Annotated in this window: 25 protein-coding genes and 1 pseudogene; 16 read left to right on the top strand and 10 right to left on the bottom strand. The window is 64.6% G+C overall.

The genetic code is table 11. The features are described 5' to 3' along the window. The first annotated feature begins 2 nt into the window (after nt 1-2). Both EVC45_RS07670 and EVC45_RS07665 read left to right on the top strand, forming a co-directional pair. A complete protein-coding gene (locus tag EVC45_RS07670; RefSeq protein WP_129957407.1) occupies nt 3-1,004 on the top strand; it encodes a LysR family transcriptional regulator in 1,002 nt (333 codons plus the stop codon). Nucleotides 1,005-1,285: 281 nt separating this feature from the next. Continuing rightward, nucleotides 1,286-1,708 (top strand): hypothetical protein, encoded by a 423-nt coding sequence (locus tag EVC45_RS07665; protein WP_013089291.1) that lies wholly within the window; start codon nt 1,286-1,288, stop codon nt 1,706-1,708. 102 nt (nt 1,709-1,810) lie between these two features. Here EVC45_RS07665 and EVC45_RS07660 read toward each other — a convergent pair whose 3' ends face one another. Together EVC45_RS07660 and nodI are read right to left on the bottom strand one after the other, a co-directional pair. Next, complete coding sequence (locus EVC45_RS07660) at nt 1,811-2,638, bottom strand: ABC transporter permease (protein ID WP_129957406.1); 828 nt, start codon at nt 2,636-2,638, stop codon at nt 1,811-1,813. 19 nt (nt 2,639-2,657) lie between these two features. Further along, entirely contained in the window at nt 2,658-3,572 is a 915-nt protein-coding gene (nodI, locus tag EVC45_RS07655; RefSeq protein ID WP_129957405.1) for a nodulation factor ABC transporter ATP-binding protein NodI, read from the bottom strand. Nucleotides 3,573-3,982: 410 nt separating this feature from the next. Between nodI and EVC45_RS07650 the strand changes: the two genes are divergently transcribed. Further along, nucleotides 3,983-4,450, top strand: a complete 468-nt coding sequence (locus EVC45_RS07650) for a universal stress protein (protein ID WP_062122949.1) — start codon at nt 3,983-3,985, stop codon at nt 4,448-4,450. Nucleotides 4,451-4,569: 119 nt separating this feature from the next. On the opposite strand, the gene EVC45_RS07645 is transcribed toward EVC45_RS07650, so the two are convergent. The 3 genes from EVC45_RS07645 to lexA all read right to left on the bottom strand — a co-directional run bounded on the left by EVC45_RS07645 (nt 4,570) and on the right by lexA (nt 6,404). Then, entirely contained in the window at nt 4,570-5,187 is a 618-nt protein-coding gene (locus tag EVC45_RS07645) for a DUF2939 domain-containing protein (protein ID WP_129957404.1), read from the bottom strand. A 119-nt stretch (nt 5,188-5,306) separates the two neighbouring features. After that, entirely contained in the window at nt 5,307-5,651 is a 345-nt protein-coding gene (locus tag EVC45_RS07640; RefSeq protein ID WP_129957403.1) for a hypothetical protein, read from the bottom strand. Between the two features lie 102 nt (nt 5,652-5,753). After that, nucleotides 5,754-6,404, bottom strand: coding sequence for a transcriptional repressor LexA (lexA, locus tag EVC45_RS07635; protein ID WP_129957402.1), 651 nt, complete (start codon nt 6,402-6,404; stop codon nt 5,754-5,756). A 312-nt stretch (nt 6,405-6,716) separates the two neighbouring features. Between lexA and EVC45_RS07630 the strand changes: the two genes are divergently transcribed. The 5 genes from EVC45_RS07630 (at nt 6,717) to EVC45_RS07610 (ending at nt 11,935) form a co-directional block, all read left to right on the top strand. After that, the gene (locus EVC45_RS07630; RefSeq protein ID WP_129957401.1) at nt 6,717-7,763 is read left to right on the top strand and encodes a sulfate ABC transporter substrate-binding protein; all 1,047 of its coding nucleotides are present in this window, start codon (nt 6,717-6,719) and stop codon (nt 7,761-7,763) included. A gap of 164 nt (nt 7,764-7,927) precedes the next feature. Continuing rightward, the gene (gene cysT / locus EVC45_RS07625; RefSeq protein WP_129957400.1) at nt 7,928-8,824 is read left to right on the top strand and encodes a sulfate ABC transporter permease subunit CysT; all 897 of its coding nucleotides are present in this window, start codon (nt 7,928-7,930) and stop codon (nt 8,822-8,824) included. Further along, nucleotides 8,821-9,828, top strand: a complete 1,008-nt coding sequence (gene cysW / locus EVC45_RS07620; RefSeq protein WP_129957399.1) for a sulfate ABC transporter permease subunit CysW — start codon at nt 8,821-8,823, stop codon at nt 9,826-9,828. The genes cysT and cysW overlap by 4 nt, the downstream gene beginning before the upstream one ends. After that, nucleotides 9,829-10,887 (top strand): sulfate/molybdate ABC transporter ATP-binding protein, encoded by a 1,059-nt coding sequence (locus EVC45_RS07615; RefSeq protein ID WP_129957398.1) that lies wholly within the window; start codon nt 9,829-9,831, stop codon nt 10,885-10,887. It abuts the gene before it with no gap. A 121-nt stretch (nt 10,888-11,008) separates the two neighbouring features. Beyond that, entirely contained in the window at nt 11,009-11,935 is a 927-nt protein-coding gene (locus EVC45_RS07610) for a CysB family HTH-type transcriptional regulator (RefSeq protein WP_008922411.1), read from the top strand. A gap of 213 nt (nt 11,936-12,148) precedes the next feature. On the opposite strand, the pseudogene EVC45_RS07605 reads toward EVC45_RS07610, so the two are convergent. Both EVC45_RS07605 and EVC45_RS07595 read right to left on the bottom strand, forming a co-directional pair. Next, nucleotides 12,149-12,405: pseudogene (locus tag EVC45_RS07605) on the bottom strand (transposase); the annotation flags it as partial. Between the two features lie 221 nt (nt 12,406-12,626). Then, a complete protein-coding gene (locus EVC45_RS07595) occupies nt 12,627-14,750 on the bottom strand; it encodes a YadA-like family protein (RefSeq protein WP_129957397.1) in 2,124 nt (707 codons plus the stop codon). A 539-nt stretch (nt 14,751-15,289) separates the two neighbouring features. Here EVC45_RS07595 and EVC45_RS07590 point away from each other — a divergent pair. After that, nucleotides 15,290-16,336 (top strand): asparaginase, encoded by a 1,047-nt coding sequence (locus EVC45_RS07590; RefSeq protein ID WP_129957396.1) that lies wholly within the window; start codon nt 15,290-15,292, stop codon nt 16,334-16,336. A 256-nt stretch (nt 16,337-16,592) separates the two neighbouring features. On the opposite strand, the gene EVC45_RS07585 is transcribed toward EVC45_RS07590, so the two are convergent. From EVC45_RS07585 to gcl, 3 genes are all read right to left on the bottom strand, one after another. Beyond that, on the bottom strand, nt 16,593-17,504 hold the full coding sequence (locus EVC45_RS07585) for a 2-hydroxy-3-oxopropionate reductase (protein WP_129957395.1): 912 nt from the start codon (nt 17,502-17,504) through the stop codon (nt 16,593-16,595). A gap of 84 nt (nt 17,505-17,588) precedes the next feature. Then, nucleotides 17,589-18,398 (bottom strand): hydroxypyruvate isomerase, encoded by an 810-nt coding sequence (gene hyi / locus EVC45_RS07580; RefSeq protein ID WP_129957394.1) that lies wholly within the window; start codon nt 18,396-18,398, stop codon nt 17,589-17,591. Between the two features lie 136 nt (nt 18,399-18,534). Further along, nucleotides 18,535-20,310 carry a glyoxylate carboligase gene (gcl, locus tag EVC45_RS07575; protein WP_129957393.1) on the bottom strand — a complete coding sequence of 592 codons (1,776 nt, stop codon included), beginning with the start codon at nt 20,308-20,310 and terminating at the stop codon, nt 18,535-18,537. Between the two features lie 172 nt (nt 20,311-20,482). Here gcl and EVC45_RS07570 point away from each other — a divergent pair, with 172 nt between their 5' ends. From EVC45_RS07570 to rplI, 7 genes are all read left to right on the top strand, one after another. After that, on the top strand, nt 20,483-21,397 hold the full coding sequence (locus EVC45_RS07570) for a LysR family transcriptional regulator (RefSeq protein WP_129957392.1): 915 nt from the start codon (nt 20,483-20,485) through the stop codon (nt 21,395-21,397). A gap of 178 nt (nt 21,398-21,575) precedes the next feature. Further along, nucleotides 21,576-22,529 (top strand): RNA polymerase sigma factor, encoded by a 954-nt coding sequence (locus EVC45_RS07565; protein ID WP_129957391.1) that lies wholly within the window; start codon nt 21,576-21,578, stop codon nt 22,527-22,529. Further along, nucleotides 22,519-23,583 (top strand): anti-sigma factor, encoded by a 1,065-nt coding sequence (locus EVC45_RS07560; RefSeq protein WP_129957390.1) that lies wholly within the window; start codon nt 22,519-22,521, stop codon nt 23,581-23,583. Before EVC45_RS07565 ends, EVC45_RS07560 begins: the two co-directional genes overlap by 11 nt. 193 nt (nt 23,584-23,776) lie before the next feature. After that, nucleotides 23,777-24,151: a 30S ribosomal protein S6 gene (gene rpsF, locus EVC45_RS07555; protein WP_013089311.1), complete on the top strand. Its 375-nt coding sequence runs from the start codon at nt 23,777-23,779 to the stop codon at nt 24,149-24,151. Nucleotides 24,152-24,219: 68 nt separating this feature from the next. After that, the gene (priB, locus tag EVC45_RS07550; RefSeq protein ID WP_129957389.1) at nt 24,220-24,519 is read left to right on the top strand and encodes a primosomal replication protein N; all 300 of its coding nucleotides are present in this window, start codon (nt 24,220-24,222) and stop codon (nt 24,517-24,519) included. Nucleotides 24,520-24,521: 2 nt separating this feature from the next. Beyond that, nucleotides 24,522-24,797 (top strand): 30S ribosomal protein S18, encoded by a 276-nt coding sequence (gene rpsR / locus EVC45_RS07545; protein WP_013588504.1) that lies wholly within the window; start codon nt 24,522-24,524, stop codon nt 24,795-24,797. 27 nt (nt 24,798-24,824) lie between these two features. Then, the gene (rplI, locus tag EVC45_RS07540) at nt 24,825-25,277 is read left to right on the top strand and encodes a 50S ribosomal protein L9 (protein WP_129957388.1); all 453 of its coding nucleotides are present in this window, start codon (nt 24,825-24,827) and stop codon (nt 25,275-25,277) included. Nucleotides 25,278-25,374: the final 97 nt, after the last annotated feature.

Below are 25,374 nucleotides of genomic sequence, written 5' to 3'. Positions count from 1 at the left end.
GGATGGCACGTTCACTGCATGGCATCGCGTTGCGTTATTTCGTCGAAGTCGCGCGCAGCGGTTCGCTGAGCGATGCGTCCGAACGACTGCACGTCGCGGTATCTGCGATCAGCCGGCAGATCGTGCGGCTCGAGAGCGAACTCGGCGTGACCCTGTTCGAGCGGCGCCCGCGCGGCATGGCGCTGTCCGAGGCTGGCGAGCGGCTGCTCGCGTACGCGCAGCGCAGCCTGCTCGAAGCCGAGCACGTGATGAAGGAGATCAGCGGCCTCGCGAGCCTGCACGGCAGCCGGATCAAGATCGCGACCGCCGAGGGCTTCGCGGTCGACTTCCTGCCCGCCGCGATCGCGGATTTCCGCGCCGAGCACCCCGGCATCGATTTCACGCTGACCGTGATGTCGCCGGCCGACGCGACCCGCCATGTGCGCGACGGCGACGTCGATATCGCGTTGTCGTTCAGCCTCGCGCCCGAGAAGGGCGTCAAGGTCGAGCACACCGAACGCGCGCCGGTATTCGTGCTGGTGCGCGCCGATCATCCGCTCGCGGCGCGCGCGAAACTGTCGCTCGCCGAGGTGAGCCGCTATCCGCTCGCGCTGTCGGAGGCGGGCACCACGATTCGCCAACTGATCGACATCACGTGCGCGCTCGAAGGCATCCTGCTCGAGCCGGACCTGATCTGCAACAACAGCGGCGCGATCTATCGCTATGCGCAGAAGTCCGGCGCGATCATGTTCACCGGGCTGCTGTCGGTGCGCGACCGCTATGCCGACGACGGCTTCGTCGTGATTGCGCTGACCGACCCGCAGATGCGCCAGCGCAGCATCCAGGTGCAGACGATGGCCGGGCGTGAGTTGCCGCCGTCGGTGCGCGCGTTTCGCGACCATCTGATCGCGCGGATCGCGGCTGCGAAGCCGGCCGGGGAACAGGCGGCGAAGGCTTTGAAGACGCCGAAGGCGGACCGGGCCCGCGGCAAGCGCACGCCGCGGCGCTCGCGAGTCGATGCATGAAATGCGACACATGCAACGCACTAAGCGGCAAATGTTCTCCCGGAATCCGAATCACGACCTAAACTGTGGTGGACGGCAAGGGCGGCTTTGAGAAAACGACCCTGACGGTGCGCGCAACCATCAGGCAAAACGGCGGAACCACGACAGTCGAGCCGCGGACATGTCGCCCAGCCCGCGATGCTGCAATGCACACAAGCGGCGGCAGGTGGACCCAAAAAGAAACGCGGCGCGTCGTCCCGATGGCGCGTTGCCCACAACAGAGCGATAGGACCAACACATCCATGGCGCAACAGAAAACCAATCCGAAACTCGAGCAGGCGCTTACGCGTGGTGATCTCGCGATCCGTCAGGCAAACTCGGCGCGAGCGACCGCGTTGTTGCGTGCGCTCGCCAAGATGATCGTCGATGCGTCGGCGACCATCGGCGTGGAAGCCTTCACGCTGATTCACGACGGCGACAAGATCTACGATCCCGCCGATGGCCTCTGGCCGCAGGCGCTGCTGATCTCGCTCGACGGTCCGGTCGAGGACGCCGATCCGGACGAATTGCGCACGGTGCGGCTGATCGCCGATGATCCGGCTACCGTGTTCCGGGTCGAATGGCAGCGCGCCGATGGCAAGATCGGGCGTCACGAGGGCGGCCCGTTCGCGACGGTCGCGTTCATCTCCGACGTCGACATTCCGTGGACCGATGACGAGGACTGAGCGCGCGCGTCGATAGGAAACACGCAAAGCGACGACCAACGCGGCGCCGTCTCGCGCGGGCGCAGGTACAACGCGGCACCACGTGCCGTCCGCGCGTTCGGCTTACTTCATCATGCGGCGCCGAAACAGGATCGCCGACACGATAAAGCCGCCGATCGCATAGGCGGCCAGCACGCTCACATGCAGCGCGACGTGCTCCGTCGGCCGGGCGAGCATCGCCGGTCGCATCAGATCGACCGCATTGGCGAGCGGCAGCGCAGCGGTCACCGCTTGCGCGGCACCGGGCAGTTGCGAGATCGGAAAGAACACGCCGGAGAGCAGCAGCATCGGCGTGAGCACCAGCGTCTGATAGAACATGAAAAAGTCGTACGACGGCGCGAGCGCCGTCACGATCATCGCAAGGCTCGCGAACGCGAGACCGGCCAGCACGATGACCGGCAGCGCGAGCAGCATCGACGGAAAACTCGCATAGCCGAGCGCGCCCGCCACCAGCATGATCGCGACACCCGACAACACCGATTTGCTCGCGGCCCACACCACCTCGCCGAGCACGATATCGCCGAGCGTGAGCGGCGTATGCATGATCGCTTCCCACGTGCGCTGCACGTGCATGCGCGAAAAGCCCGAATACATCGACTCGAAGCTCGCCGACATCATCACGCTCGACGCCACCGTGCCCGCCGCGAGGAACGAGATATACGACACGCCGTCGACGTGCCCGACCATCAGCCCGAGCCCGAGGCCGAGACCGAACAGATAGATCATCGGATCGGCGAGGTTGCCGAACATCGACGCGATCGCGAGCTTCTTCCACACCAGATAGTTGCGGCGCCACACCGCGATCCAGTTCGTGGCGTTGGCGGGGAAGGCGCCGAACGGCTCCTGTGCCGATGGCGTACCGTCGTGGGTTTCGTAGGTGCGTGCGTCCATCCGATGCCTCTTTGCGTATTCAGTCCTGCATTTCGCGGCCGGTGAGCCGCAGAAACACATCTTCGAGATTCGCCGGCCGATGCAGATAGCGCAAATCGGCGCGCTGCTTGAGGCGCATATGCACGGGCTGCGCGTCGTTCACATAACAGAACAGCGTCTCACCGCTGATCTCGGTGCGCTCGGCGAGCGGCGCGAGTTCGTCGCGCAACGCAAACGGATCGGGTCCGTAGATCTCGATCACGTCGCAGCCGATCTCTGACGCGATCAGCTCGCGCGGCGCGCCTTCGGCGATCTTGCGTCCTTCCTCGATCACGCACAGCCGATGACAAAGCCGTTCCGCTTCTTCCATGAAGTGGGTGGTCAGCAGGATGGTCTTGCCGCGCGCGAGCAGCGAGCGCAGCCGTTCCCAGATCAGATGGCGCGCCTGCGGATCGAGACCGGTGGTCGGCTCGTCCATGACCAGCACCTCGGGATCGTTGATCAGCGCACGCGCGAGCGTGAGGCGCCGCTTCATGCCACCCGACAGTTCGCTCACGCGCGCGTCCGCCTTGTTCTCGAGGCGCGCGAATTCGAGCAGACCGGGTACCGCCGCGCGGCACTGCGCGGCGCTCAGACCGAAGTAGCGGCCGAACACGAGCAGATTCTCGCGCACCGTGAAATCGGGATCGAGATTGTCGAACTGCGGCACCACGCCGACGCGCGAACGCGCGAGGCGTGCGCGGCCCGGGATCGGCTCGCCGCACAGGCGGATCGTGCCGGCGTCGGGCGCCGCGATGCCGAGCAGCATGCGCAAGGTGGTGGTCTTGCCGGCGCCGTTGGGGCCGAGCAGCCCGAAGCATTCGCCGGTGTTCACATGAAACGACAATCCGTCGACGACCGTCTTTTCGCCGTAGCTTTTCCTGACCTGATGGAATTCGATGGGGGCGGCGGGCATGAGTCGGGCAAGGCTCCGGAAGAAGACACAACGTACGCGCTACACACACAACATACCTGCGACGCACGCATTGCGCACGCGGAGCCGCCTATTCCAGGGTATCGGTCGCCGATGCGAGCGGGTGTCCGGGAACGCGTAATGCGTGGGGTGCAACGCGGCTGTCGGTGTCGGTCAGTGCAGTGGCGCGACTGGCGCGCCACATCGCCCGTAGCTTGCCGATGCAACGTTCGCATACGAAGTTTTGCGATGCGGCATACGTGTGCAAACGTTGTCGCAGGTGGCCCAACGCTTGTGCAGACGGCTTCAGCATGCACCGACCGTGCACTTAGCGTTTTCCATCCCTTGCAAGCCGAATTGCGGCGCACCATGATTGATTCAGACGCGCTTTCCGCGCGAATGGGAGAAAACAGATGGCGAGCTACCAGAAAATCCTGTTGTGCTACGACGGCTCGCGCGAAGGCCGCAAAGCCCTGCGTTGCGGTGCCGATCTGGCGTTGGACCTGAAGGCGGAAACGCACCTGCTGTCGGTCGTGGACATGCGTTCGAGCATCGCGCAAAGCGCGGGTTTGTTGACGGACGTGGCCTGCGGCAGCTTCGAAAAAACGGCCCGCGAGATTCTGCAGGAGGGCGTGAACTGGCTGACCGAGCGCGGCGTGAACGCGCAGGGGCATTTCGCCTTCGGCCATCCGATCGACGAGATCGCCAATCTCGCCAACGAGTTGCAGGTCGACCTCGTGGTGGTCGGCCATCGCTGCCGGACGGGTTTGTCGCGATGGTGGATGGGGGCGGGCAACACGCCGCTGCTCGACCGGGTGTCGTGCAGCATTCTGGTGGCGTGCTCCTCCGCGCAGGAGCAGCAGCAGGCGGCCGCGGCGTAATGCATCAGCGCGGGGCACGAAGCCGCGTGCCCCGTCAGATAGCCCGGATGCGCATCAACCCATCACGCGGGTGGCCGCCATGGCCAGCCCGCGTATCCCTTCAACTTAGGGCTTGAATCTCACTCGTTCAGATTGATCGCCGCGAGCTTCCACGTGACCAGACCTTCGCGACGGAAGATGGCCGAATAGTTCGCGTTGCCTTCGCCACGCCGGTACGTGACGACAAATTCGTTGAGACTGCGATAGCCGGCCGTGCTTTGGCGCCCGGGCGGCGGCGCACTGGCCTGCGTGGTGGTGTCACCCGCGGCGGGTGCGGCCGGCGCTTCGCCACCCGCGGCCGGCGGCGTGGCTGGCTGCTCGCCCGGCGTGCCGCGCGGCGGCATCCCGTTCAGCAGCGCCGCGACGCCGTCGGGTGTCGCATAGGCATCGACAAGCGGGCCGATCAATGTCACCCCGATCACCGCGCCGATCGTGGCCAACTTGTTGCCGGCATCCGCCTCGAGTCGGCGCGTCAGCATGGCGCCTACCTGCTGCTTCAGGCTATCGCGGAGCGCGGGAAAATCCACGTACTGATTGACGGTTTGCACGTCGCGCGCATCTGCCGCGCGTTTGAGATTGTTCACCGCGAGATACGGTGACGCATAAATAAACCCCAGCACGGCAATCACGATCACCACGATCAGCGTGATCAGCAACGGCCGGGTGGCGCTGCCATGCATGCGTTTCGGAATTGTCATCGAATGGGACTCCGCGTTAGTGATGATCTAACGTCGACCACGGCGAGGTCGAAACGATCCCATCCCACGCGAATCTCTGAACACCCGATGTGCTTATTGCATGCGTGCTCAGGATTCGCTCAGGCTTCGAACACCGCGCCGTGCACGTTGGCTTCTTCGGCTATGCAACGATCGATCATACGACATACGGCGTCGACCGTGCCGACCATGATCAATCGCGACGGTCCATGATAGACCCGCACCGGTGCGCGACGCGCGGGCTCGGCGATGTTCAGCGCCGAATTCAGCGACACGCGCGCGAACGCCGGCAGCGACGACGGCAGACCGGAAGCTTCGGCAGGCGCGTCGAACAGCGACGCCGTGCGCGCCGCGGGCGCCTCGAGCAGTGCGCAGGGGGTGAGCTTGCGCAGATGGCGCAGACGGCCGAACTGGCGAAAAGGCAGCAGGCGGGCAAGTCGTTCCATGAGTCTCTCCAGACGATGCGGCTTAAATGCGCGGCTTAAATGCGGCAAAAATGCGGCTTGGGTCGAACAAACCGAAGCGAGCGTTCCGGTGACAGCTAAAGATCAGAACTCGCCAGGGCGGATCAGCCCGACCGCGATCCCTTCGAGCGCGAAATCCGCGCTGCCGGTTTCCACGAAGATGTTGTCGTAATCGGGGTTTTCGGCGATCAGCTCGATGCCGTTCGGCCGGCGCTTCAGACGCTTGACCGTCACGTCGTCGCCCAGTCGCGCAATGATGATCTGGCCGTCCTTCGCTTCGCTGCGCTTTTGCACCGCGAGCAGGTCGCCGTCGAGAATGCCCGCGTCGCGCATCGACAGGCCGCGCACCTTCAGCAGGTAGTCGGGCCTGCTCGAGAACAGCGCCGGATCGCACGCGTAATGCTGCGAGATATGTTCCTGCGCGAGGATCGGGCTACCCGCCGCGACCCGGCCGATCAGCGGCAGCGACAACTGCATCAGCCCCGCATGCGGCAGCGTGAACTGGTGCGGCGCATCGTCCTGCCCGGCCAGCAGGCGGATGCCGCGCGACGCGCCCGCTGCGAGTTCGATCACACCCTTGCGCGCCAGCGCGCGCAGATGCTCTTCCGCGGAATTGGCCGAGCTGAAGCCGAGTTCGGCGGCAATTTCCGCGCGAGTGGGCGGAAAGCCGGTGCGTTCGATCGCGCGGCGGACCAGATCGAAAACCTGCTGCTGTCGTGCGGTGAGTTTTGTCATGGCCACTGTATGTATGAACAGGTGACTGTATTTTTATACAGTATTCGGCGCATTTCAAGCTTTACTTTAAGTTCGTCGCGAGGGGTGCGCTGCGGCGTCGCTGATCGGCGACATCGCAGCGTTTTTGACGTCCGAACAGGCGGCGCCTCTGCCGTTACCACTTTTGAGCATTAAAAAATGAAGAAACATTATTTTTAATGATGAAAGCCCTTCGATAGACTGGCCTCCGAGTTGGCGCTCATGTGCACGTGACCGCGACGCAGAACAACACCAGACGCTTATCAGCGGACCATCACGCGGAGAAAAACTGAGATGAACCATCGGCATACGGGGCTTGCGGCTCGAACCCAAAAACTGATCGCGGCGCTTGCCGTCGGCGCGGCGGGTGCGCTCGGCATGTTCGGCGCAAGCGGCGTCGCGCACGCCGACGCCACGCTGCTGAACGTGTCCTACGATCCGACGCGCGAGCTGTATCAGGACGTCAATCAGGCGTTCGCCAAGGAATGGAAAGCGAAGACCGGCGAGACCGTCACCTTCAAGCAGTCGCACGGCGGCTCGGGTGCGCAGGCGCGCTCGGTGCTCGACGGTCTGCAGGCCGACGTCGTGACGCTCGCGCTCGCTTATGACATCGACGCGATCGCTAACAAGGGGCTCGTCGACAAGAACTGGCAGAAGCGCTTGCCGGACAACGCATCGCCGTACACGTCGACGATCGTGTTTCTGGTGCGCAAGGGCAACCCGAAACACATCAAGGATTGGGACGATCTGGTGAAGCCGGGCGTGTCGATCGTGACGCCGAATCCGAAGACTTCGGGCGGCGCGCGCTGGAACTACCTGGCCGCGTGGGCGTACGCCGCGCATCAGCCGGGCGGCAACGACCAGAAGGCCAGGGAGTTCGTCGGCAAGCTGTACAAGAACGCCGGCGTGCTCGATTCGGGCGCGCGCGGCGCGACCACGAGCTTCGTGCAGCGCGGTATCGGCGACGTGCTGATCGCGTGGGAAAACGAGGCGTTCCTGTCGCTGAAGGAGTTCGGTCCGGACAAGTTCGAGATCGTCGTGCCGTCGGTGAGCGTTCTGGCCGAGCCGCCGGTCGCGGTGGTGGACAAGGTCGTCGACAAACACGGCACGCGCAAGCTCGCCGAGGCGTACCTGAACTTCCTGTATAGCGAGGAGGGCCAGGAGATCGCCGCGCGCAACTTCTATCGTCCTCGTTCGAACAAGGTGCCCGCCGATCTGACCGCGAAGTTTCCGAAGCTGAAGCTGTACACGATCGACGATTCGTTCGGCGGCTGGGCAAACGCGCAGAAGACCCATTTCGCGGACGGCGGCGTGTTCGATTCGATTTATCAGCCGCAGTGACGGCCACTGCCTGAGTCACAGGCAAAAGGCGCGCCCGGTGGGCGCGCTTGCGGCTAACCCGGGTCGGGTGGCCCGCAGTGCGGCGGCAGTACCGCAATACCGAGGTACGGCAACACGGCAACACGAACAACCGCGCGAGCATCAACCATGATCGAGTATCCAGCATGACCACGTTGACCTTCCGCAAGCCGAGCGCATTGCCCGGCTTTGGCCTGACACTCGGCATCACGGTGGCGTATCTGAGCCTCGTGGTGCTGATTCCGCTGGCGGCGACCTTCCTGAAGACCGCCACGCTCGACTGGAACCAGTTCGTGCGCGCGGTCGCTTCGCCGCGCGTGCTCGCGTCGTATCGGCTGACATTTTTCTCGGCGCTCGGCGGCGCGCTGATCAACGCGGTGTTCGGCTTTCTGGTCGCGTGGGTGCTGGTGCGCTACACGTTCCCGTTCAAGCGCATCGTCGATGCGATCGTCGATCTGCCGTTCGCGCTGCCTACTTCCGTCGCGGGTATCTCGCTCGCGGCCGTGTACTCGGGCAACGGCTGGATCGGCCAGTTCCTCGTGCCGCTCGGCATCAAGATCGCGTTCACGCCGGCCGGCGTGCTGGTCGCGCTGACGTTCATCGGCCTGCCGTTCGTCGTGCGCACCGTGCAGCCGGTGCTCGAGGAGTTCGAGCGCGAGCAGGAGGAGGCGGCCGCATGCCTCGGCGCATCGCGCTGGCTCACGTTTCGCCGCGTCGTGCTGCCGGCCGTGTTCCCGGCGCTCTTGACCGGCTTCGCCCTCGCGTTCGCGCGCGCGCTCGGCGAATATGGCTCGGTGATCTTCATCGCCGGCAACGTGCCGATGAAGTCGGAGATCACGTCGCTGCTGATCATCACGAAGCTCGAGCAATACGACTACGCGGGCGCCACGGCACTCGCGGTCGTGATGCTGGTCGTGTCGTTCCTGATGCTGCTGTTGATCAACACGCTGCAGTGGTATCTGCAGCGGCGCACGAGCCGCGGCAGCGCAGGACCGGCGCCAGCGGCCGCGAGCGTCGCCGCTATCGGTGGAGGTGTGCAATGAGCCGCGTTCCGACCAACCCCGCCGCCGGCGCGCGTCGCCCCGATCCGGTCAGCGAGCCGCCCCTCGTGCGCTGGCTGCTGATCGGCCTCGCGCTGCTGTTTCTCGCCCTGTTTCTGGTCGTGCCGCTCGTCGCGGTGTTCTATCAGGCGCTGAACAAGGGGCTCGGTTTCTATTTCGCATCGCTCGTCGATCCGGATGCGCTGTCGGCCATCAAGTTGACGTTGCTGACCGCCGCGATCGCCGTGCCGCTGAACCTCGTGTTCGGCCTCGCGGCGTCGTGGTGTATCGCAAAGTTCGAATTCCGCGGCAAGGCGCTCTTGACCACGCTGATCGATCTGCCGTTTTCGGTGTCGCCGGTGATCTCCGGTCTGATCTACGTGCTGATGTTCGGTGCGCAGGGCTGGTTCGGCCCGTGGCTCGAAGATCACAACGTGCAGATCATCTTCGCGGTGCCGGGCATCGTGCTCGCGACGATCTTCGTCACGTTTCCGTTCGTCGCGCGCGAGCTGATTCCGCTGATGCAGGCGCAGGGCAACGATGAGGAGGAAGCCGCGCACGTGCTCGGCGCATCGGGCTGGCAGACGTTCCGGCGCGTCACGCTGCCGAACGTCAAGTGGGGCCTGCTGTACGGGGTGATTCTGTGCAATGCGCGCGCGATGGGCGAGTTCGGCGCGGTGTCGGTCGTGTCGGGCCATATTCGCGGGCAGACCGACACGATGCCGCTGCATGTCGAAATTCTCTACAACGAATACAACTTCTCGGCCGCGTTCGCGGTGGCCTCGCTGCTCGCGCTGCTGGCGCTGGTCACGCTGGGGCTCAAGCTGCTGGCCGAGCGCCATATGTCGGCGGAACTGTCGGCCGCGCGCGAGGTGCCCGCGTATGCGGGGCCGGTGTCGCCGTCGGGTGCCTCACAGGGTAGTAACGCGCCGTCTGCTTCCCGTTCGTTTTTCGTCAACGCCACGCCTGCGTCGCAGCGACATCCGCTCAAGCAAGGAGAGCTGTAAATGGGTATCACCGTTCGTAACCTGCAAAAGCGTTTCGGCGATTTCGTCGCGCTCGACAACGTGTCGCTCGACTTCCCGCCGGGCGAACTCGTCGCGCTGCTCGGGCCGTCGGGTTGCGGCAAGACGACCTTGCTGCGGGTGATCGCCGGCCTCGAATACGCGGACGGCGGCCAGGTCGAACTGCAAGGCCAGGACGTCGCGGCGGTCGGCGCGCGCGAGCGTGAGGTGGGTTTCGTGTTCCAGCATTACGCGCTGTTCCGGCATATGACGGTGTTCGAGAACGTCGCGTTCGGCCTGCGCGTGAAGCCGCGCAACGAGCGTCCGTCGGAGAAGGTGATTCGCGAGAAGGTGCATGAACTGCTGAAGCTCGTGCAGCTCGACTGGCTCGCGCAGCGCTATCCGTCGGAGCTGTCCGGCGGTCAGCGGCAACGCATCGCGCTCGCGCGCGCGTTGGCCGTGGAGCCGAAGGTGCTGCTGCTCGACGAGCCGTTCGGCGCGCTCGATGCGAAGGTGCGCAAGGAACTGCGCAGCTGGCTGCGCCGCCTGCATGACGATCTGCATATCTCGACGATCTTCGTCACGCACGATCAGGAAGAAGCGCTGGAAGTAGCCGATCGCATCGTCGTGCTCAATCGCGGGCATGTCGAGCAGGTGGGCAGCCCGCAGGACGTGTACGACCATCCGCAGACGCCGTTCGTCTACGAGTTTCTCGGCGCGGCGAACCGTCTGCACGGCAGTGTCGACGCGCAAGGCTTCGTCGTCGACGGCGCCGCGCTGCCGGTCGCGATCGCGGCGGGTTTCAGCGGTCCCGCGTTCGCCTATGTGCGGCCGCACGATCTGCAACTGTATCCGCAGGCGGCCGGGCATCGCGACGGGATCGTCGTCGACGTGCGGCGCGTGGTGACGCTCGGCGGCTCGGTGCGCGTCGAGCTCGCGGGTCGCGAGGGCAATCTGCTCGAAGCCGAACTCGATCGGGAAACGTGGCGCGATCTGCAGCTCGCGGTCGGCGACGGCGTGACCGCGGTGCCGCGCGCGCTGCGCGTGTTTCCGGCACAGTGAGAGGGCGGCGTCGCCGCGCGACGCTCAGGACAAGAGACAAACGTATCAGCCGAACCGGGTGGTTCCACCTGGCACCGGGCGGCTCCAATAACTCAACTCTGGCAGAACCGGAGACACAACGATGAATTTCCAGCAATTGCGCTTCGTGCGCGAGGCCGTGCGGCAGAACATGAACCTGACCGAAGTGGCGAACGTGCTGTACACGTCGCAGTCGGGCGTGTCGAAGCAGATCAAGGATCTCGAGGACGAACTCGGCGTCGACATTTTCATTCGCCGCGGCAAGCGGCTGACGGGCCTCACCGAGCCGGGCAAGGCCGTGCATCAGCTGATAGAGCGGATGCTGCTCGATGCGGAGAATCTGCGCCGCGTCGCGCGTCAGTACGCGGACCAGGACAGCGGCCACCTCGTCGTCGCGACCACCCACACGCAGGCACGCTACGCACTGCCGAAGGTGGTCCGGCAGTTCACGTCGGTGTTCCCGAAGGTGCATCTGGCGCTGCGCCAGGGCAGCCCGCAGCAGATCGCGCAGATGATCATCAACGGCGAGGCCGATATCGGCATCTCGACCGAGGCGCTCGACCGCTTCCCCGACATCGTCACGTTCCCGTGCTATTCGTGGCATCACGTGGTGGTGGTGCCGAAGGATCATCCGCTGGTCGGCCGTGAAAATCTGACGCTCGACGAGATCGCCGAATTCCCGATCGTCACCTACGACCAGGACTTCACGGGCCGCTCGCACATCGACCAGGCGTTCGCGAAGGCGGGCGCGTTGCCCGACGTCGTGCTGACCGCGATCGACGCCGACGTGATCAAGACCTACGTCGAGCTCGGCATGGGCATCGGCGTGGTCGCGGCGATGGCCTACGATCCGAAGCGCGACACCGAGCTCGTCGCGCTCGACACGCAGCATCTGTTCGAGGCGAGCACGACGCGCGTCGGCTTGCGCAAGGGCGCGTTCCTGCGCGCATACGCGTATCGGTTGATCGAGATGTTCGCGCCGCAACTGAACGAGACCGATATCGCGGCGCAGTTGCGCGAGGCGGCCTAGCGCTGCGGACAGCTTAGGGTGGAACTTGCACCTGCAGGAGGGGCGAGAAAAGTCTGGCCGTTGCCGGCGCCCTTCAGACTGCTGACCAACCCAACGTTTTTCGGAGCGGGGGTGTTTTTCTGGTGGGGTGCGTCGTGGTCTGAAGCACGATCTTTGCGCGCCAAGGGGCAGAAGCATGCGGACGAGCGGGGAGCGACGCATGGCCGATGCGTGAGGCGTCTTTGAACACGCCTTCAGGCGTGTCACCAGCAGGGCGATCTTCTTGATGTTCTGTGTGCGCGCCCAACAGGCATTGCACTGCTACCTTGCAATCCGCGCATCCTCGCGTGGCGATGCCCGTGCAGCTGCTTCACATCTGCGAAGCCGCGCTCCACCGGTTTCTTGCGCCGCTTGTAGATGGCCACGCGCCAGTCAGTCCGGCGTCGGGCATCGACGCGCTCCCTCGCGCGCTCGCACGTGTGTCGTACGATACCTTCTCGCGGATGAACTCGAAATCCACCGCCGCCTCGATCTTGCGCAGCAGGTGGTCCGTCGGCACGTGCTCCTCAAGTGCCACCATCTCGAGTTCGTGAGGAGGGGCGGATTCTTGAGTATGACGCTCGCTAAACGATAAAGCCTGGCGCGTGGCCAGACTTTCGAGGGTACTTACTCCTGGATTAACGGACATCCGGCTCTTTATGTGACATGGCAGTTAAAACTCGTAGCCAACCTGCGCACGTACGCCAGCGTCACCAGTCGACGTGACCGACAGCGCGGCGTTGACGAGCCACTTATTGTTCCGTGAGCGGTACGTGGCTCCTACTGCTGCGGCGCTGCCGCCCTTATAGGTCGCTCCCCCCGCTGCGACGATCGTTTTGCCCGGGCCCGACGGCGTCATGTTCGGCATTGCCATCGCTGCTGCGATACCGGCGTAGGCGCTCTTCGCGACGTTGTTGATTGCCTGGTTGGTGGCGTTGATACGCTGATCGGTGTAGCTATTGGCCTGCTGAACGCCTTGTGCGACCGAGCTGTTCATCTGACCGACATTGACTGCATCGGTGTTCGCCGTACCCGCTGCCACGTTGGTGATCTGGCGTTCGTTACCCGCTGAACCCACCGACACCGAGTTATCGCGGTCCGTTGCCGAACCCTGACCCAACGCTACCGAGTTCGCGTTGCCAGCTTGCGAGCCCGTGCCGATCGCCGTCGAGTTGACGCCGGTCGCCGCCGCATTGGTGCCCATTGCCACCGCGTTGTCCGCTGCTGCATTGGCGTTTGCTCCGACCACCGTGCTGCCCACACCGGTACCCGGCATCGCCGCATTGACCACTGCACCGTTGCCGCTGTCCGGTGCCGAAACATCCGGGGTGTTGAGGATCGGGTTGCCCGGCTGGATGTTCGACATCTGGGAACCGAGATCCTTCACCTGCCCGTTGAGATCCGTCACCTGGTCCTGCAAAGCCGACAGCTGGCCAAAGTTCACCGCGTCGTACGGGCTCTGGCCGTTGGCCACATTGGTCAGGATTACCTGACCTGCGCTCTGGCTTCCGCCCAGCGTCACGGACCCGAAGTTCACCGAGCCGTCAGCGTTACGGTCGTACTGCACCGCGCCCGACAGTTGCGTCCCGACATCGCCCACCTGAGTCTGCAGCTTCGTGATGTCTGTGGTGTTCTGCGTCACCCGGTCATCCAGGTTGGCGACGGCATCGCCCACGTTATGCACCGTGGTGCCATCCACGCTATAGCTCGGTGCGCTGACCGTGCCGTCCGGGTTCACGGTCGAACCGCCGCCCAGACCCGCTGCCATACTCTCCGAGTTCGCATACAGCTGGCTGCCGTTGACGGCTTCCTTGCTGCCCGCAGCAACCGCACCATCGGCCACGCCGCTCAGCGTGCGTACGCCATCGGTGCCACTGAAGTCCACCGTCGTGCCGTCCAGGCCCTTTGCCACCGTAATGGCCTTGCTGGTCGAGTCCTGCTGCACCAGACCGATGGTGCCGTCATTGAGGTTGTTAGTGATATTCGTGATGTCGCCCGCCATGTTCGCAATCTCGGACTTGTTGATCGCGATGTTCTTGCTGTTGTCGGTCACACGGTTGTCGATGTTGGTGACTGCGTCACCCATATTGTCGACCGTCGTGCCGCCCACATTGTAAATAGGCGACTTGATGGAACCGTCTGCATTGACCGAAGCACCGCCGCCGAGCGCGGCCGTCACGCCCTTGAGCTGCGAGACAACGACCGCGTCCGAGTCTTGCGTGCCGGCCGCTACGTTCGTGATCTGACGCCTGGCCGTCGCGCTGCCAACCGACACCGTATTTGCGCGATCGGCGATTGAACCCGCACCCAGTGCCATCGAGTTTGCTGCCGATGCAGAGGCGCCTGCGCCAAACGCGCTTGAATTGGTCCCACTGGCCAATGCGCCGCGACCAACTGCAGTCGCCTTGTCCGCTGTGGCCCTTGCAGTATCGCCCAATGCGACAGCGCCATCACCGGTTGCGACTGAATTGGTGCCGAGAGCAGTAGCACTATATGCAGTTGCCGATGTACCAGAATCGGCGGAGGCGCTAAGCCCGATAGCGATACTGCTGATATTTTTGCCCGTGGTCTTAGCTCCTGTGCCCACCGCAATCGAAGTAGCTCCGGCGGCAACACCGCCGCCCGCGCTGTACTGGGCGTGTGCTACCGGCGCCCACGAGGCTGCGGCCAAAGCCGTCGTCGCCACAACTGCGAAAACCGTTGCCTTGCTACGCTTGCCGCGCGCTACAGCATTCTCCGACGCTGCCACCCACGAACCAAGGGCTTCATTCCAGATGCTGATATATGACTTGTTCATGACGTCAATCCTTCGATATGTTAAAAATCAGTCATGCGAACTATTTATAGGTCGCCGTTTCCAATTTTTTACTGTTCAATATCCGGCGAAAAAGCAGGGGCAATAACGTTCCCGCAAGCTCATCGCCGCAGTAAGCCCCGTGGAGGTTCTGCCGAGTCAATCGGGGTCTGGCGGTTGGTCAATCTCTGCAACTGGATTCAGTCTATATTTTTTGAGATAGAGCAAAGATAGGTCACGTCTGAATCGTCGTGGGTAGGTATTGGGGCGCTGCAGGGGCGGTAGACGGGAGCACAACCTGTTGATGAGGAAGGCTTGGCAATGTCGGAAATCCTGACAGGGCAGCGAGCGAGGCACCCCAGGTGTTCCATCAAGTATCGGTAGTTAAGCGATGTCCGTCGACAATGCTCGTGCTGATCGGTGCCAGTGGGCGCCGCATGGGATTCAGACCGGCTCGCATGTCGCGTACGCGGACGAGCGACGAGCCGGCGTCGGGTCTTTCACGCATGGCGGCACGCGGCGCATCGCTTACAATCGCCGCCATGAATACCTCGACTTCCTCTCTCCCGACTCCTTCCGGTACGCCGGGCGCCACGTCCTCGCTGCCACGCATCGCCGTGCTCGCGACCGGCGGCACGATCGCCGGCGCCGCGGCGGATGCCGCCAACACGTCCGGCTATCAGGCGGGCGTCGTCGGCGTCGATCAGTTGCTGGCGGCGGTGCCGGCGCTGTCGGCGGTCGCGCGGATCGCACCGGAGCAGATCGCCAGCGTCGACAGCAAGGACATGGCGCTGCCGCTGTGGACCACGCTCGCGCAACGCATCAACACGCTGCTCGCGAGCGACGACATCGACGGCGTGGTCGTCACGCATGGCACCGACACGCTCGAAGAGACCGCTTATCTGCTGCATCTGACCGTCAGGTCGCACAAGCCGGTCGTGCTGACCGCGGCGATGCGGCCGGCGTCGGCGCTATCGGCCGATGGTCCGTTGAATCTGCTGAACGCGGTGACGGTGGCCGGGCATGCGGCTGCGCACGGGCAGGGCGTGCTGGTCGCGTTCAACAACCGCATTCATAGCGCGCGCGACGTCGTGAAGACGAGCACCTATGCGGTCGATGCGTTCCAGTCGCCGGAAATCGGTGCGCTCGGTTGGGTGCAGGACGGCCGCGTCGAGTTCCAGCGCGGCGTGGTGCGCGCGCATACGCTCGAGAGCGAATTCGCGATCGATACGGCGTGGCCGCATGTGGAGATCGTCGCGAGCTATGCGGGCGTGTCGCGGATTGCCGTCGATGCGCTCGTCGCCGCCGGCGTGCGTGGCATCGTCGTCGCGGGCACGGGCAATGGCTCGATCCATCAGGCGTTGCAGCAGGCGCTCGCCGACGCGGTGGCGCGCGGCATCGCGGTGGTGCGTTCGTCGCGCGTGGGCTCGGGACATGTGATGCGCAACGGCGCGGCCGCCGACGACGCGCTCGGCTTCGTCAGCGCCGGTACGCTGAATCCGTACAAGGCGCGCGTGCTGTTGATGCTGGCGCTGGCGGCGGGCCATACGGCGCCGGCCGCGTTGCAGAAGGTGTTCGATACGTATTGATTGAATCCGACAGCCGGACACCCGACGACGACGTCTGACCGACCAAGGCTTCCCCGTCACCGTCAGGTGCCGCTGCGGACCCCACTTGCCGCTCTCAGCCCAGAGCGGCGCGATTTGCCCGTTGCGCCGCGTCAGCAGCCGAAGCTGCCGGGCGGCGAACGGGCGCCCCACCTGCGCTCGCCGTGAGCTCGCCGATCCCGGAGCGGGCATCGGCGCATTCAACGGCGAGCTGATTCACAGAGCAGCCACGAAGGCCTCAAGCCGCCTTCGCTTCCTTGCTATCGGGCGCCTGCGCGATCTCATGATTCGCCATGATCTCGAGCGCGCGCACCATCGCCGAGTGATCCCACGCCTTGCCGCCGTTGGCCGCGCACACGCTGAACAACTGCTGCGCGCTCGCGGTATGCGGCAGCGCGATGCCGAGCTTGCGGGCGCCATCGAGCGCGAGATTCAGGTCCTTCTGATGCAGCTCGATGCGAAAGCCCGGATTGAACGTGCGCTTCGTCATGCGCTCGCCATGCACTTCGAGGATCCGCGAAGCCGCGAAACCGCCCATCAACGCGCGCCGCACGCGTTCCGGATCGGCGCCGGAGCGCGACGCGAACAACAGTGCTTCCGCGACCGCTTCGATGTTCAGCGCGACGATGATCTGGTTCGCGACCTTGCAGGTCTGACCCGCGCCGTTCTCGCCGATCAGCGAGATGTTCTTGCCCATCAGCTCGAACAGCGGCTTGGCCAGCGCAAAGGCTTTTTCCGGACCGCCGACCATGATCGTCAGCGACGCATCGCGCGCGCCGATTTCACCGCCGGACACCGGGGCGTCGAGATAGTCGACGCCGAGCGCGTTGATCTTCTTCGCGAACGCCTGGGTGTCGAGCGGCGAGATCGAGCTCATGTCGATCACGAGCTTGCCCTTGGCGAGGCCAGCGGCGACGCCGTCGTCGGCGAACAGCACGTTGGCGACGTCAGGCGTGTCCGGCACCATGATGATGACGATGTCGGCGGCCTGCGCGACCGCGGTCGAACTGGCGACCACGCTCGCGGTCTTCGCAATGTCGTCCGGCACCGGATAGGCGCCGTTCACGAACAGCGAGTGACCGCCCTTGATGAGGTTGCGCGCCATGTGCGCGCCCATGATGCCGAGCCCGATGAAGCCGATCTTTGCCATGTGTGTGAATCTCCAGGGTGATAGGGGGCGCGGGTTGAGGCGCTTCAGGGAGTCGTGACGATCCCCGGGCCGCCTCAAGCCGCCTCAAGCCGCCGCATGCGCCGCGCCGCGCGCCTGACCGGCCACGCTTTGCACCCAGCCGAGGCCGGCCTCGGTCGTCGTGCGCGGCTTGTATTCGCAACCGACGTAGCCGTCGTAGCCGAGCGAGTCGAGCAGCGCGAACAGATACGGATAGTTGATTTCGCCGGTGCCCGGTTCATGCCGCCCGGGGTTGTCCGCGAGCTGGATGTGCGCGATCTGCGCGAGGTTCTTTTCGATCGTCGCCGCGAGTTCGCCTTCCATCCGCTGCATGTGATAGATGTCGTACTGCAGGAACAGATTGTCCGAACCGACCTCGCGAATCACGTCGAGTCCGTCGCGTGAACGGTTCAGCGCGAAGCCCGGAATGTCGTACGAGTTGCACGGCTCGACGAGCAGCCGGATGCCGGCCTTCTTCAGCTCGCGCGCGGCAAAGCGCAGGTTCTCGACGATCGTCGCGCGGGCGGTGTCGGCAGACACGTTCGCGCCTGGAATGCCGACGAGGCAGTTCAGTTGCGGCACCTTCAGTGCGCTTGCGTATTCGATCGCGCGACCGACGCCTTCCTGAAACTCGCCGACCCGATCGGGCAGGCACGCGATGCCGCGTTCGCCGGCTTCCCAGTTGCCCGCCGGCAGGTTGTGCAGCACCAGCTTCAGGCGGTTCTGCTGCAGACGCTCGCTCAATTCGGCGATCGAATACGGATAGGGGAACAGGAATTCGACGGCATCGAAGCCTGCGTTGGCCGCCGCCGCGAAACGGTCGAGGAACGGCACTTCGTTGAACAGCATCGTCAGGTTCGCTGCGAATTTCGGCATGGTGCTTGTGTCTCTCAGGTCGGTCAGGGAATGGCGCGCGGGTCGTGATGACTGTTGACGCAAGGGCGCGGAGCATGAGTCCGGCCCTCGCGCATCGTGCGCGCTGAATGCTGCGGGTACCGCGAACGGGCGACGCTTAGTCGAGCAGGCTGATCGCCGTCGGCGCGTCCTCGCGCTTTTCCGCGAGTTCTTCGAACTCGTTGATCGCGTTGATCTCGGTGCCCATCGAGATGTTCGTCACACGCTCGAGAATCACTTCGACGATCACCGGCACGTTGAACTCGGAGAGCATCGACTGCGCTTTTTGCAGTGCCGGCTTCAGCTCTTCCGGCTTGAACACGCGGATCGCCTTGCAGCCGAGACCTTCGGCCACCGCGACGTGATCGACGCCATAGCCTTCCATCTCCGGCGAGTTGATGTTCTCGAAGCCGAGCTGCACGCAGTAGTCCATCTCGAACGCGCGCTGCGCCTGGCGGATCAGCCCGAGGTACGAGTTGTTCACGACCACATGCACGTACGGCAGCTTGAATTGCGCGCCGGCCGCGAGTTCCTCGATCATGAACTGGAAGTCGTAGTCGCCGGACAGCGCAACGATCGGCCGTTGCGGATCCGCTGCGCGCACACCGAGCGCCGCCGGAATGGTCCAGCCGAGCGGGCCGGCCTGGCCGCAGTTGATCCAGTTGCGCGCCTTGTACACGTGCAGGAATTGCGCGGCGGCGATCTGCGACAAGCCGATCGTGCTCACGTAGCAGGTATCGCGGCCGAACACCTGGTTCATCTCTTCGTAGACGCGCTGCGGCTTCATCGGCACGTTGTCGAAGTGGGTCTTGCGCAGCATCGTGCGCTTGCGCTCCTGACAATCGGCGACCCACGCGCTGCGATCCTTCAGCTTGCCCGCGGCCTTCCATTCGCCGGCGACTTCGACGAACAGTTCGAGCGCGGCCTTCGCGTCCGACACGATGCCGAGATCCGGGCCGAACACACGGCCGATCTGCGTCGGTTCGATATCGACGTGCACGAACTTGCGGCCCTTCGTATAGACCTCGACGCTGCCGGTATGACGGTTGGCCCAGCGGTTGCCGATGCCGAGCACGAAGTCCGACGCGAGCATCGTCGCGTTGCCGTAGCGATGCGAGGTCTGCAGACCGACCATGCCGACCATCAGCGGATGGTCGTCGGGAATCGCGCCCCACGACATCAGCGTCGGGATCACCGGCACGCCGACCGTTTCGGCGAACTTCACGAGCAGGTCTTCGGCCACGGCGTTCAACACGCCGCCACCCGAGACGATCAGCGGCTTGTCGGCATCGTTGAGCAGCGTCAGCGCGGCTTCGATCTGCTTGCGGGTCGCCTTCGGCTTGTAGACCGGCAGCGGTTCGTACGTGTCGATGTCGAATTCGATTTCGGCGAGCTGCACGTCGATCGGCAGATCGACCAGCACCGGGCCCGGACGGCCCGAGCGCATCAGATGGAACGCCTGCTGGAACACGCGCGGCACCAGCGCCGGCTCGCGCACGGTCACGGCCCACTTGGTGACGGGCTTGGCGATCGATTCGATATCGACAGCCTGGAAGTCTTCCTTGTACAGACGCGCGCGCGGCGCCTGGCCCGTGATAGCCAGAATAGGAATCGAGTCGGCCTGCGCTGAGTACAAACCGGTGATCATGTCGGTGCCGGCGGGGCCCGACGTGCCGATGCACACGCCGATGTTGCCCGGCTGGGCACGGGTGTAGCCCTCGGCCATGTGCGACGCACCTTCCACATGGCGCGCGAGCACGTGGCTGATGCCGCCGGCTTTGCGCATCGCCGAGTAGAACGGGTTGATCGCGGCGCCCGGCACACCGAACGCGGTGTCGATGCCTTCTTTTTCGAGCACCAGAACGGCGGCGTCTACGGCTCTCATCTTGGCCATGGAATGTCTCCTCAATGTCGGGAATTACGTCGGTTGAGGGACACTTTAGGCCTGCGCGAAAGGTTTGATAAGATCAGTCCGGGTCGCTTATTCCGAAACAAAAAGTATTGAATGGCATGAAGCCCGGCGCACGGCCGGCGGCAGCCCGGCAACAGACAGGTGGGAGACGAGCATGGACCGCTTCAAACAGATCGAAACCTTCGTGCGGGTCGCCGACGCGGGCAGTCTCGCGGCAGCGGCGCTGGAGGAGGGGGTGTCGCCGGTGATCCTCGGGCGGCGCATCGACGCGCTCGAAAAGCGCCTCGGCGTGAAGCTGATGTATCGCACGACGCGGCGGCTGGTGGTCAGCGAGGACGGCGCCGCGTTTCTCGAACGCTGCCGGGGGCTCCTCAGCGAGTGGGATCAGGCGGAAAACGAACTGAGCGCGGGGCGCCGCGCGGTGAACGGCCATCTGATCGTGTCGGCGCCGGCCGCGTTCGGCCGCAAGCACGTTGCGCCGCTCGCGCCCGCGTTTCTGCGCGACAAGCCCGAGTTGCAGATGTCGTTCAATCTGACCGATCGGGTCGTCGATCTGGTGCGCGAGGGCTATGACCTGTCGATTCGCATCGGCGGCGCGGTCGACCCGAACTTCGTCGCGGTGAAGCTCGCGTCGAACCGGCGCGTCGTCTGCGGCACGCCCGACTATTTCCGCCGTCACGGCAAGCCGAAGACGCTCGAGGATCTGCCGGCCCACAACTGTCTCGCGTTCAATCTGCAAGGCGGGCAGAACCGCGGCTGGTATTTCCGCCGCAACGGCAAGCTCGCGACGGTGCGGGTGGGCGGCACGCTCGACTGCAACGACGGCGAACTGCTGCATCGCTGGGTCTCGGAAGGGCTCGGGCTCGGCTGGCGCTCGACATGGGAGATTCAGCAGCAGCTCGCGCGCGGCGAGCTCGAAACCGTGCTCGACGAGTATGCGCTGCCCGATTACGACATCCTCGCGGTCTATCCGCAGCAGCGCTACGTGCCCGCGCGGGTGCGCTATTTCATCGACTACCTGAAAGACGTGTACGCGAGCGACGAGTACTGGAACCAGCCGTCGTACTAGCCGGTGAGCGGCGCGCGGCGGCGATCCCGATCTTTTTTGGGAATCATCGCCGCAGTCGGGAATAAACTGGGGCTATGGCCAGTTCTGCTGTGAAAGACACGTCAGGAACGACACCACCCGGGGCGCTCGACAACAGCGACCCGCACGATGCAGCCGCCATGCCCTTGGAGGGGCCCACGTGGTCCAGACCGACTCAGACGCCGCCCGCGCACGCGGCGAGCCCAATGCCGGCACCGGCGCCAACGCCGATGCCGCTGCAGCGAAAAGCCGCCGCTTCCAGCAGCTGGCGCTGCCGCATCTGGACGCCGCGTACAACCTCGCGCGCTGGCTGTGCGGCAATCCGAACGATGCCGAGGACGTCGTGCAGGAAGCGTTCATGCGCGCGTTCCGCTTCTTCGATACGTTTCGCGGCGACTCCGCGCGGCCGTGGCTGCTCGCGATCGTGCGCCGCACCTGGTACACGGAATGGCGGCGGCGCGCGCCGACGCACGACATGCTCGAATTCGACGAAACGATGGACGACGCGACCCTCGACGGCTGGAGTGCGGGCGGCGACGATCCGCAGACACTGCTGATCCGCGACGAGGATGTACGGCAGGTGCACGACGCGTTGGCGCTTTTGCCCGTCGAGTATCGCGAGGTGCTGATTTTGCGTGAGCTTGAAGAGATGGGATATCGGGAGATCGCGGTGGTGGCCGATGTGCCGATCGGTACGGTGATGTCGCGGCTCGCGCGTGGGCGGCGCAAGCTGGCAGAGATTTTGATGGCGCAGCAGCGAGGCGGGGGAGAGGCGACTGGCACGGGGCGCAAAGGCGGGCAGGGTGGGCGGCGCGGGTCGACGGAGACGCCGTCGGGTCATGGCGCGCAATCCGGGCGGCTCGCGCAGTCCGCGGCTGCTGCACCCGCTGCACCCGCTGCACCCGCTGCATCCGCTGCATCCGCAGGATCCGGCGCGTCCTCCGGGCCTGCAGCCCGGTCGCCGCGAAGTCCCGGCGATGGCCGCCCGGCATCATCGGCGGGTACGCCCGTCACCGCCACAGTGACACAGCTCCGGGCGTTTGCCGACGGCCGGCCACTCAACATTCCCGGCGCTGCCGCCGGACCCGCTCAGGAGACGCCGGATGGACTGTAACGAAGCTCGGCCGCTCCTCGATGCGAACGCCGATCACGAACTCCCGGCGCCCGATGCGCGCCGGGTCCAGCAGCATATCGAGAGCTGCGACGACTGCCGGCGCGCGAGCGACAACCTGCGTGCGCTGAGCGGTGCACTGCGCGCGGCGCCATATCATCGGGCGCCGCAGTCGTTGCGGGCGCGGATCGTGGCCGGCTTGCCCGATGCCCTCGCCGAAGGACCTGCGGTGTCGGCGGCGACGGCCGCGGCTGAAGAAGGTCCGGCGGAGTCTGCCGGCAACGCTGGCGCGGGGACGACGGAGCCGGCGGCGCTGGAGCCTCGGCGTCAGCGTCGCGGCGCGTGGTGGCCCGCGTGGCTCGACGGGTGGCTCAGGAGCTTCAGTGGTTCACATGGCGCGGACCGCCCGGGCGACTCACGCGGGCAGCAAGCGGGCTCCGGCAATGGGGGCGGCTGGGCCGGCTTCGGCGGCGCAGCCACTGCGGGCGGCGCAAACCGGGCGACCGCGCGCGGCGGGTTCGCGGCGCTCGTGATCGCGCTGTGCGCGGCCGCCGCGGTCCTGACCCTGACGCTGCACCGCCCGGCCGAAGTCTCGCCATTCACCGACGAACTCGTCGAAAGCCACGTGCGCGCGCAGGTCTCCGGTCGCGACATCGACGTCATTTCGACCGATCGTCACACGGTCAAGCCGTGGTTTAACGGCCGGCTCGACTATTCGCCGCCCGTCGAGGATCTCGCGGCGAACGGCTTCGCGCTGCAGGGCGGTCGGCTCGACTACCTTGCGCATCAGCGGGTCGCGGTGCTCGTGTACCGCTACGGCAAGCACGTGATCGACGTGTACGTGTTCCCGCAGTCGACGGTCGGCGGCGCGGCGCGTGGCATCGACGGCGCGGCGCCCGCATCGCTCGGTCACGACGGCTATTCGATCGCGCACTGGGACGCCGCGGGCATGACCTGGTGGGCCATCACGGACGCCGCGCCCGATGCGCTCAGTGGCCTCGAAGCGGCGCTCAGAGCGCGTTTGCAGAGCGGAAGCCAGCGCACGGAAGCGGGCTGATGGACAAGAACAGCCCGGCTTCACGGGTCCTGTTGCCTCTAAGCTCTTGAAAACACATCCGATTCCGCCGTCGAATCGGCGGAATGCCTTGCAACCCGTCCCCATTCGGGTTACACTCTTGGGCTTCTCACTTGCCGCACCGGTTCAGACGCCCGGGCGGCTTCTATCCAAAAGTCAGCACAAGGAGTGTGTAATGCGTCATTACGAAATCGTCTTTATCGTGCATCCCGATCAAAGCGAGCAGGTGCCCGCCATGATCGAGCGTTACAAGAGCACGATCACGTCGCACGGTGGTCAGATCCACCGCGTCGAAGACTGGGGCCGTCGTCAACTGGCCTACATGATCGAGAAACTCGCGAAGGCTCACTACGTCTGCATGAACATCGAATGCGACCAGACCACGCTCGACGAACTGGAACACGCGTTCAAGTTCAACGACGCCGTTCTGCGTCACCTCATCGTCAAGATGAAGAAGGCCGAAACCGGCCCGTCGCCGATGATGAAGGAAGTGCAGCGCGAAGAAGCCAAGAAGTCGGCAGCCGCTCAGCCGACCGAAGCGCAGGCTTAAGACACACTATTTAAGCTGCCAGACACGCAGCGTCGCTCCGCTCACGTACACGAAGGCATCTGAAGTACATGAACCGGCTGCAACTCAAGGCAAGCGTCGTCGAACGCGAACCGGTGCGTTACACCCCCGCCGGCGTTCCGATTGCAACCTGCACGTTGCACCACCGCACGGAAGTCGTCGAGGCGGGCATTGCCCGTCAGGTCGAACTGACCATACAGGCGGTCGCCGCGGGCGAAGCGAGCGGTAAGCTCGAAAACTGTCAGATGGGCGTCGAAACGCTCTTCACAGGTTTTCTGGCGAAAAAGCACCGTAACGCGCGAACTCTGGTATTTCACATCACAGCATTGCAGGACATTGGAAAGGACTAATCATGCCCCGCCCGACTGGTAAGAAATTCGACAAGCGTCGTCAGCAACAGAACCCGCTCTTCAAGCGCAAGAAGTTCTGCCGTTTCACGGCTGCTGGCGTCGAGTACATCGACTACAAAGACATCGAAACGCTGAAGGACTTCATCGGCGAGAACGGCAAGATCACGCCGGCACGTCTCACGGGTACCAAGGCGCATTATCAACGCCAGCTGGACACGGCTATCAAGCGCGCGCGTTTCCTCGCGCTGGTGCCGTACACCGACCAGCACAAGGCCTAACCCGACGACGCGATAAGGAGTATCCGAATGCAAATCATTCTTCTGGAAAAGGTCGTCAATCTGGGTAACCTGGGCGACATCGTGAAGGTCAAGGACGGTTACGCACGTAACTTCCTGATCCCGAACAAGCAAGCTCGCCGTGCAACGAAGGAAGCCCTGGCTGAATTCGAAGTGCGCCGCGCAGAACTCGAAAAGGTCGCCGCTGAAAAGCTGGCCGCCGCTCAGGCACAAGGCGAAAAGCTCGCAGGCCAAACCGTTCAGATCAACCAGAAGGCTGGTGTCGACGGTCGTCTGTTCGGCTCGGTGACGAACGCCGACATCGCCGAAGCACTGGGCAAGCAAGGCTTCGCAGTCGAAAAGTCGCAAGTGCGTCTGCCGGAAGGCCCGCTGAAGATGGTTGGCGAGCACCCGGTTCAGATTTCGCTGCACACCGACGTTCTCGTCGATGTGACGGTGGCAGTGATCGGCGAGCACGTCTAAGTCGACCGCTGAGCATCACGCAGGATCAGCCAGCATTGCGCTGGTGAAGGGCAGGGGCCGGGTAACCGGCCCCTGCTTTTTTTGTGCCCGACCGTCT

Source organism: Paraburkholderia sp. UYCP14C (assembly GCF_004197395.1).
GTDB lineage: Bacteria > Pseudomonadota > Gammaproteobacteria > Burkholderiales > Burkholderiaceae > Paraburkholderia.
This window is presented reverse-complemented; position numbering and strand designations above follow the sequence as displayed.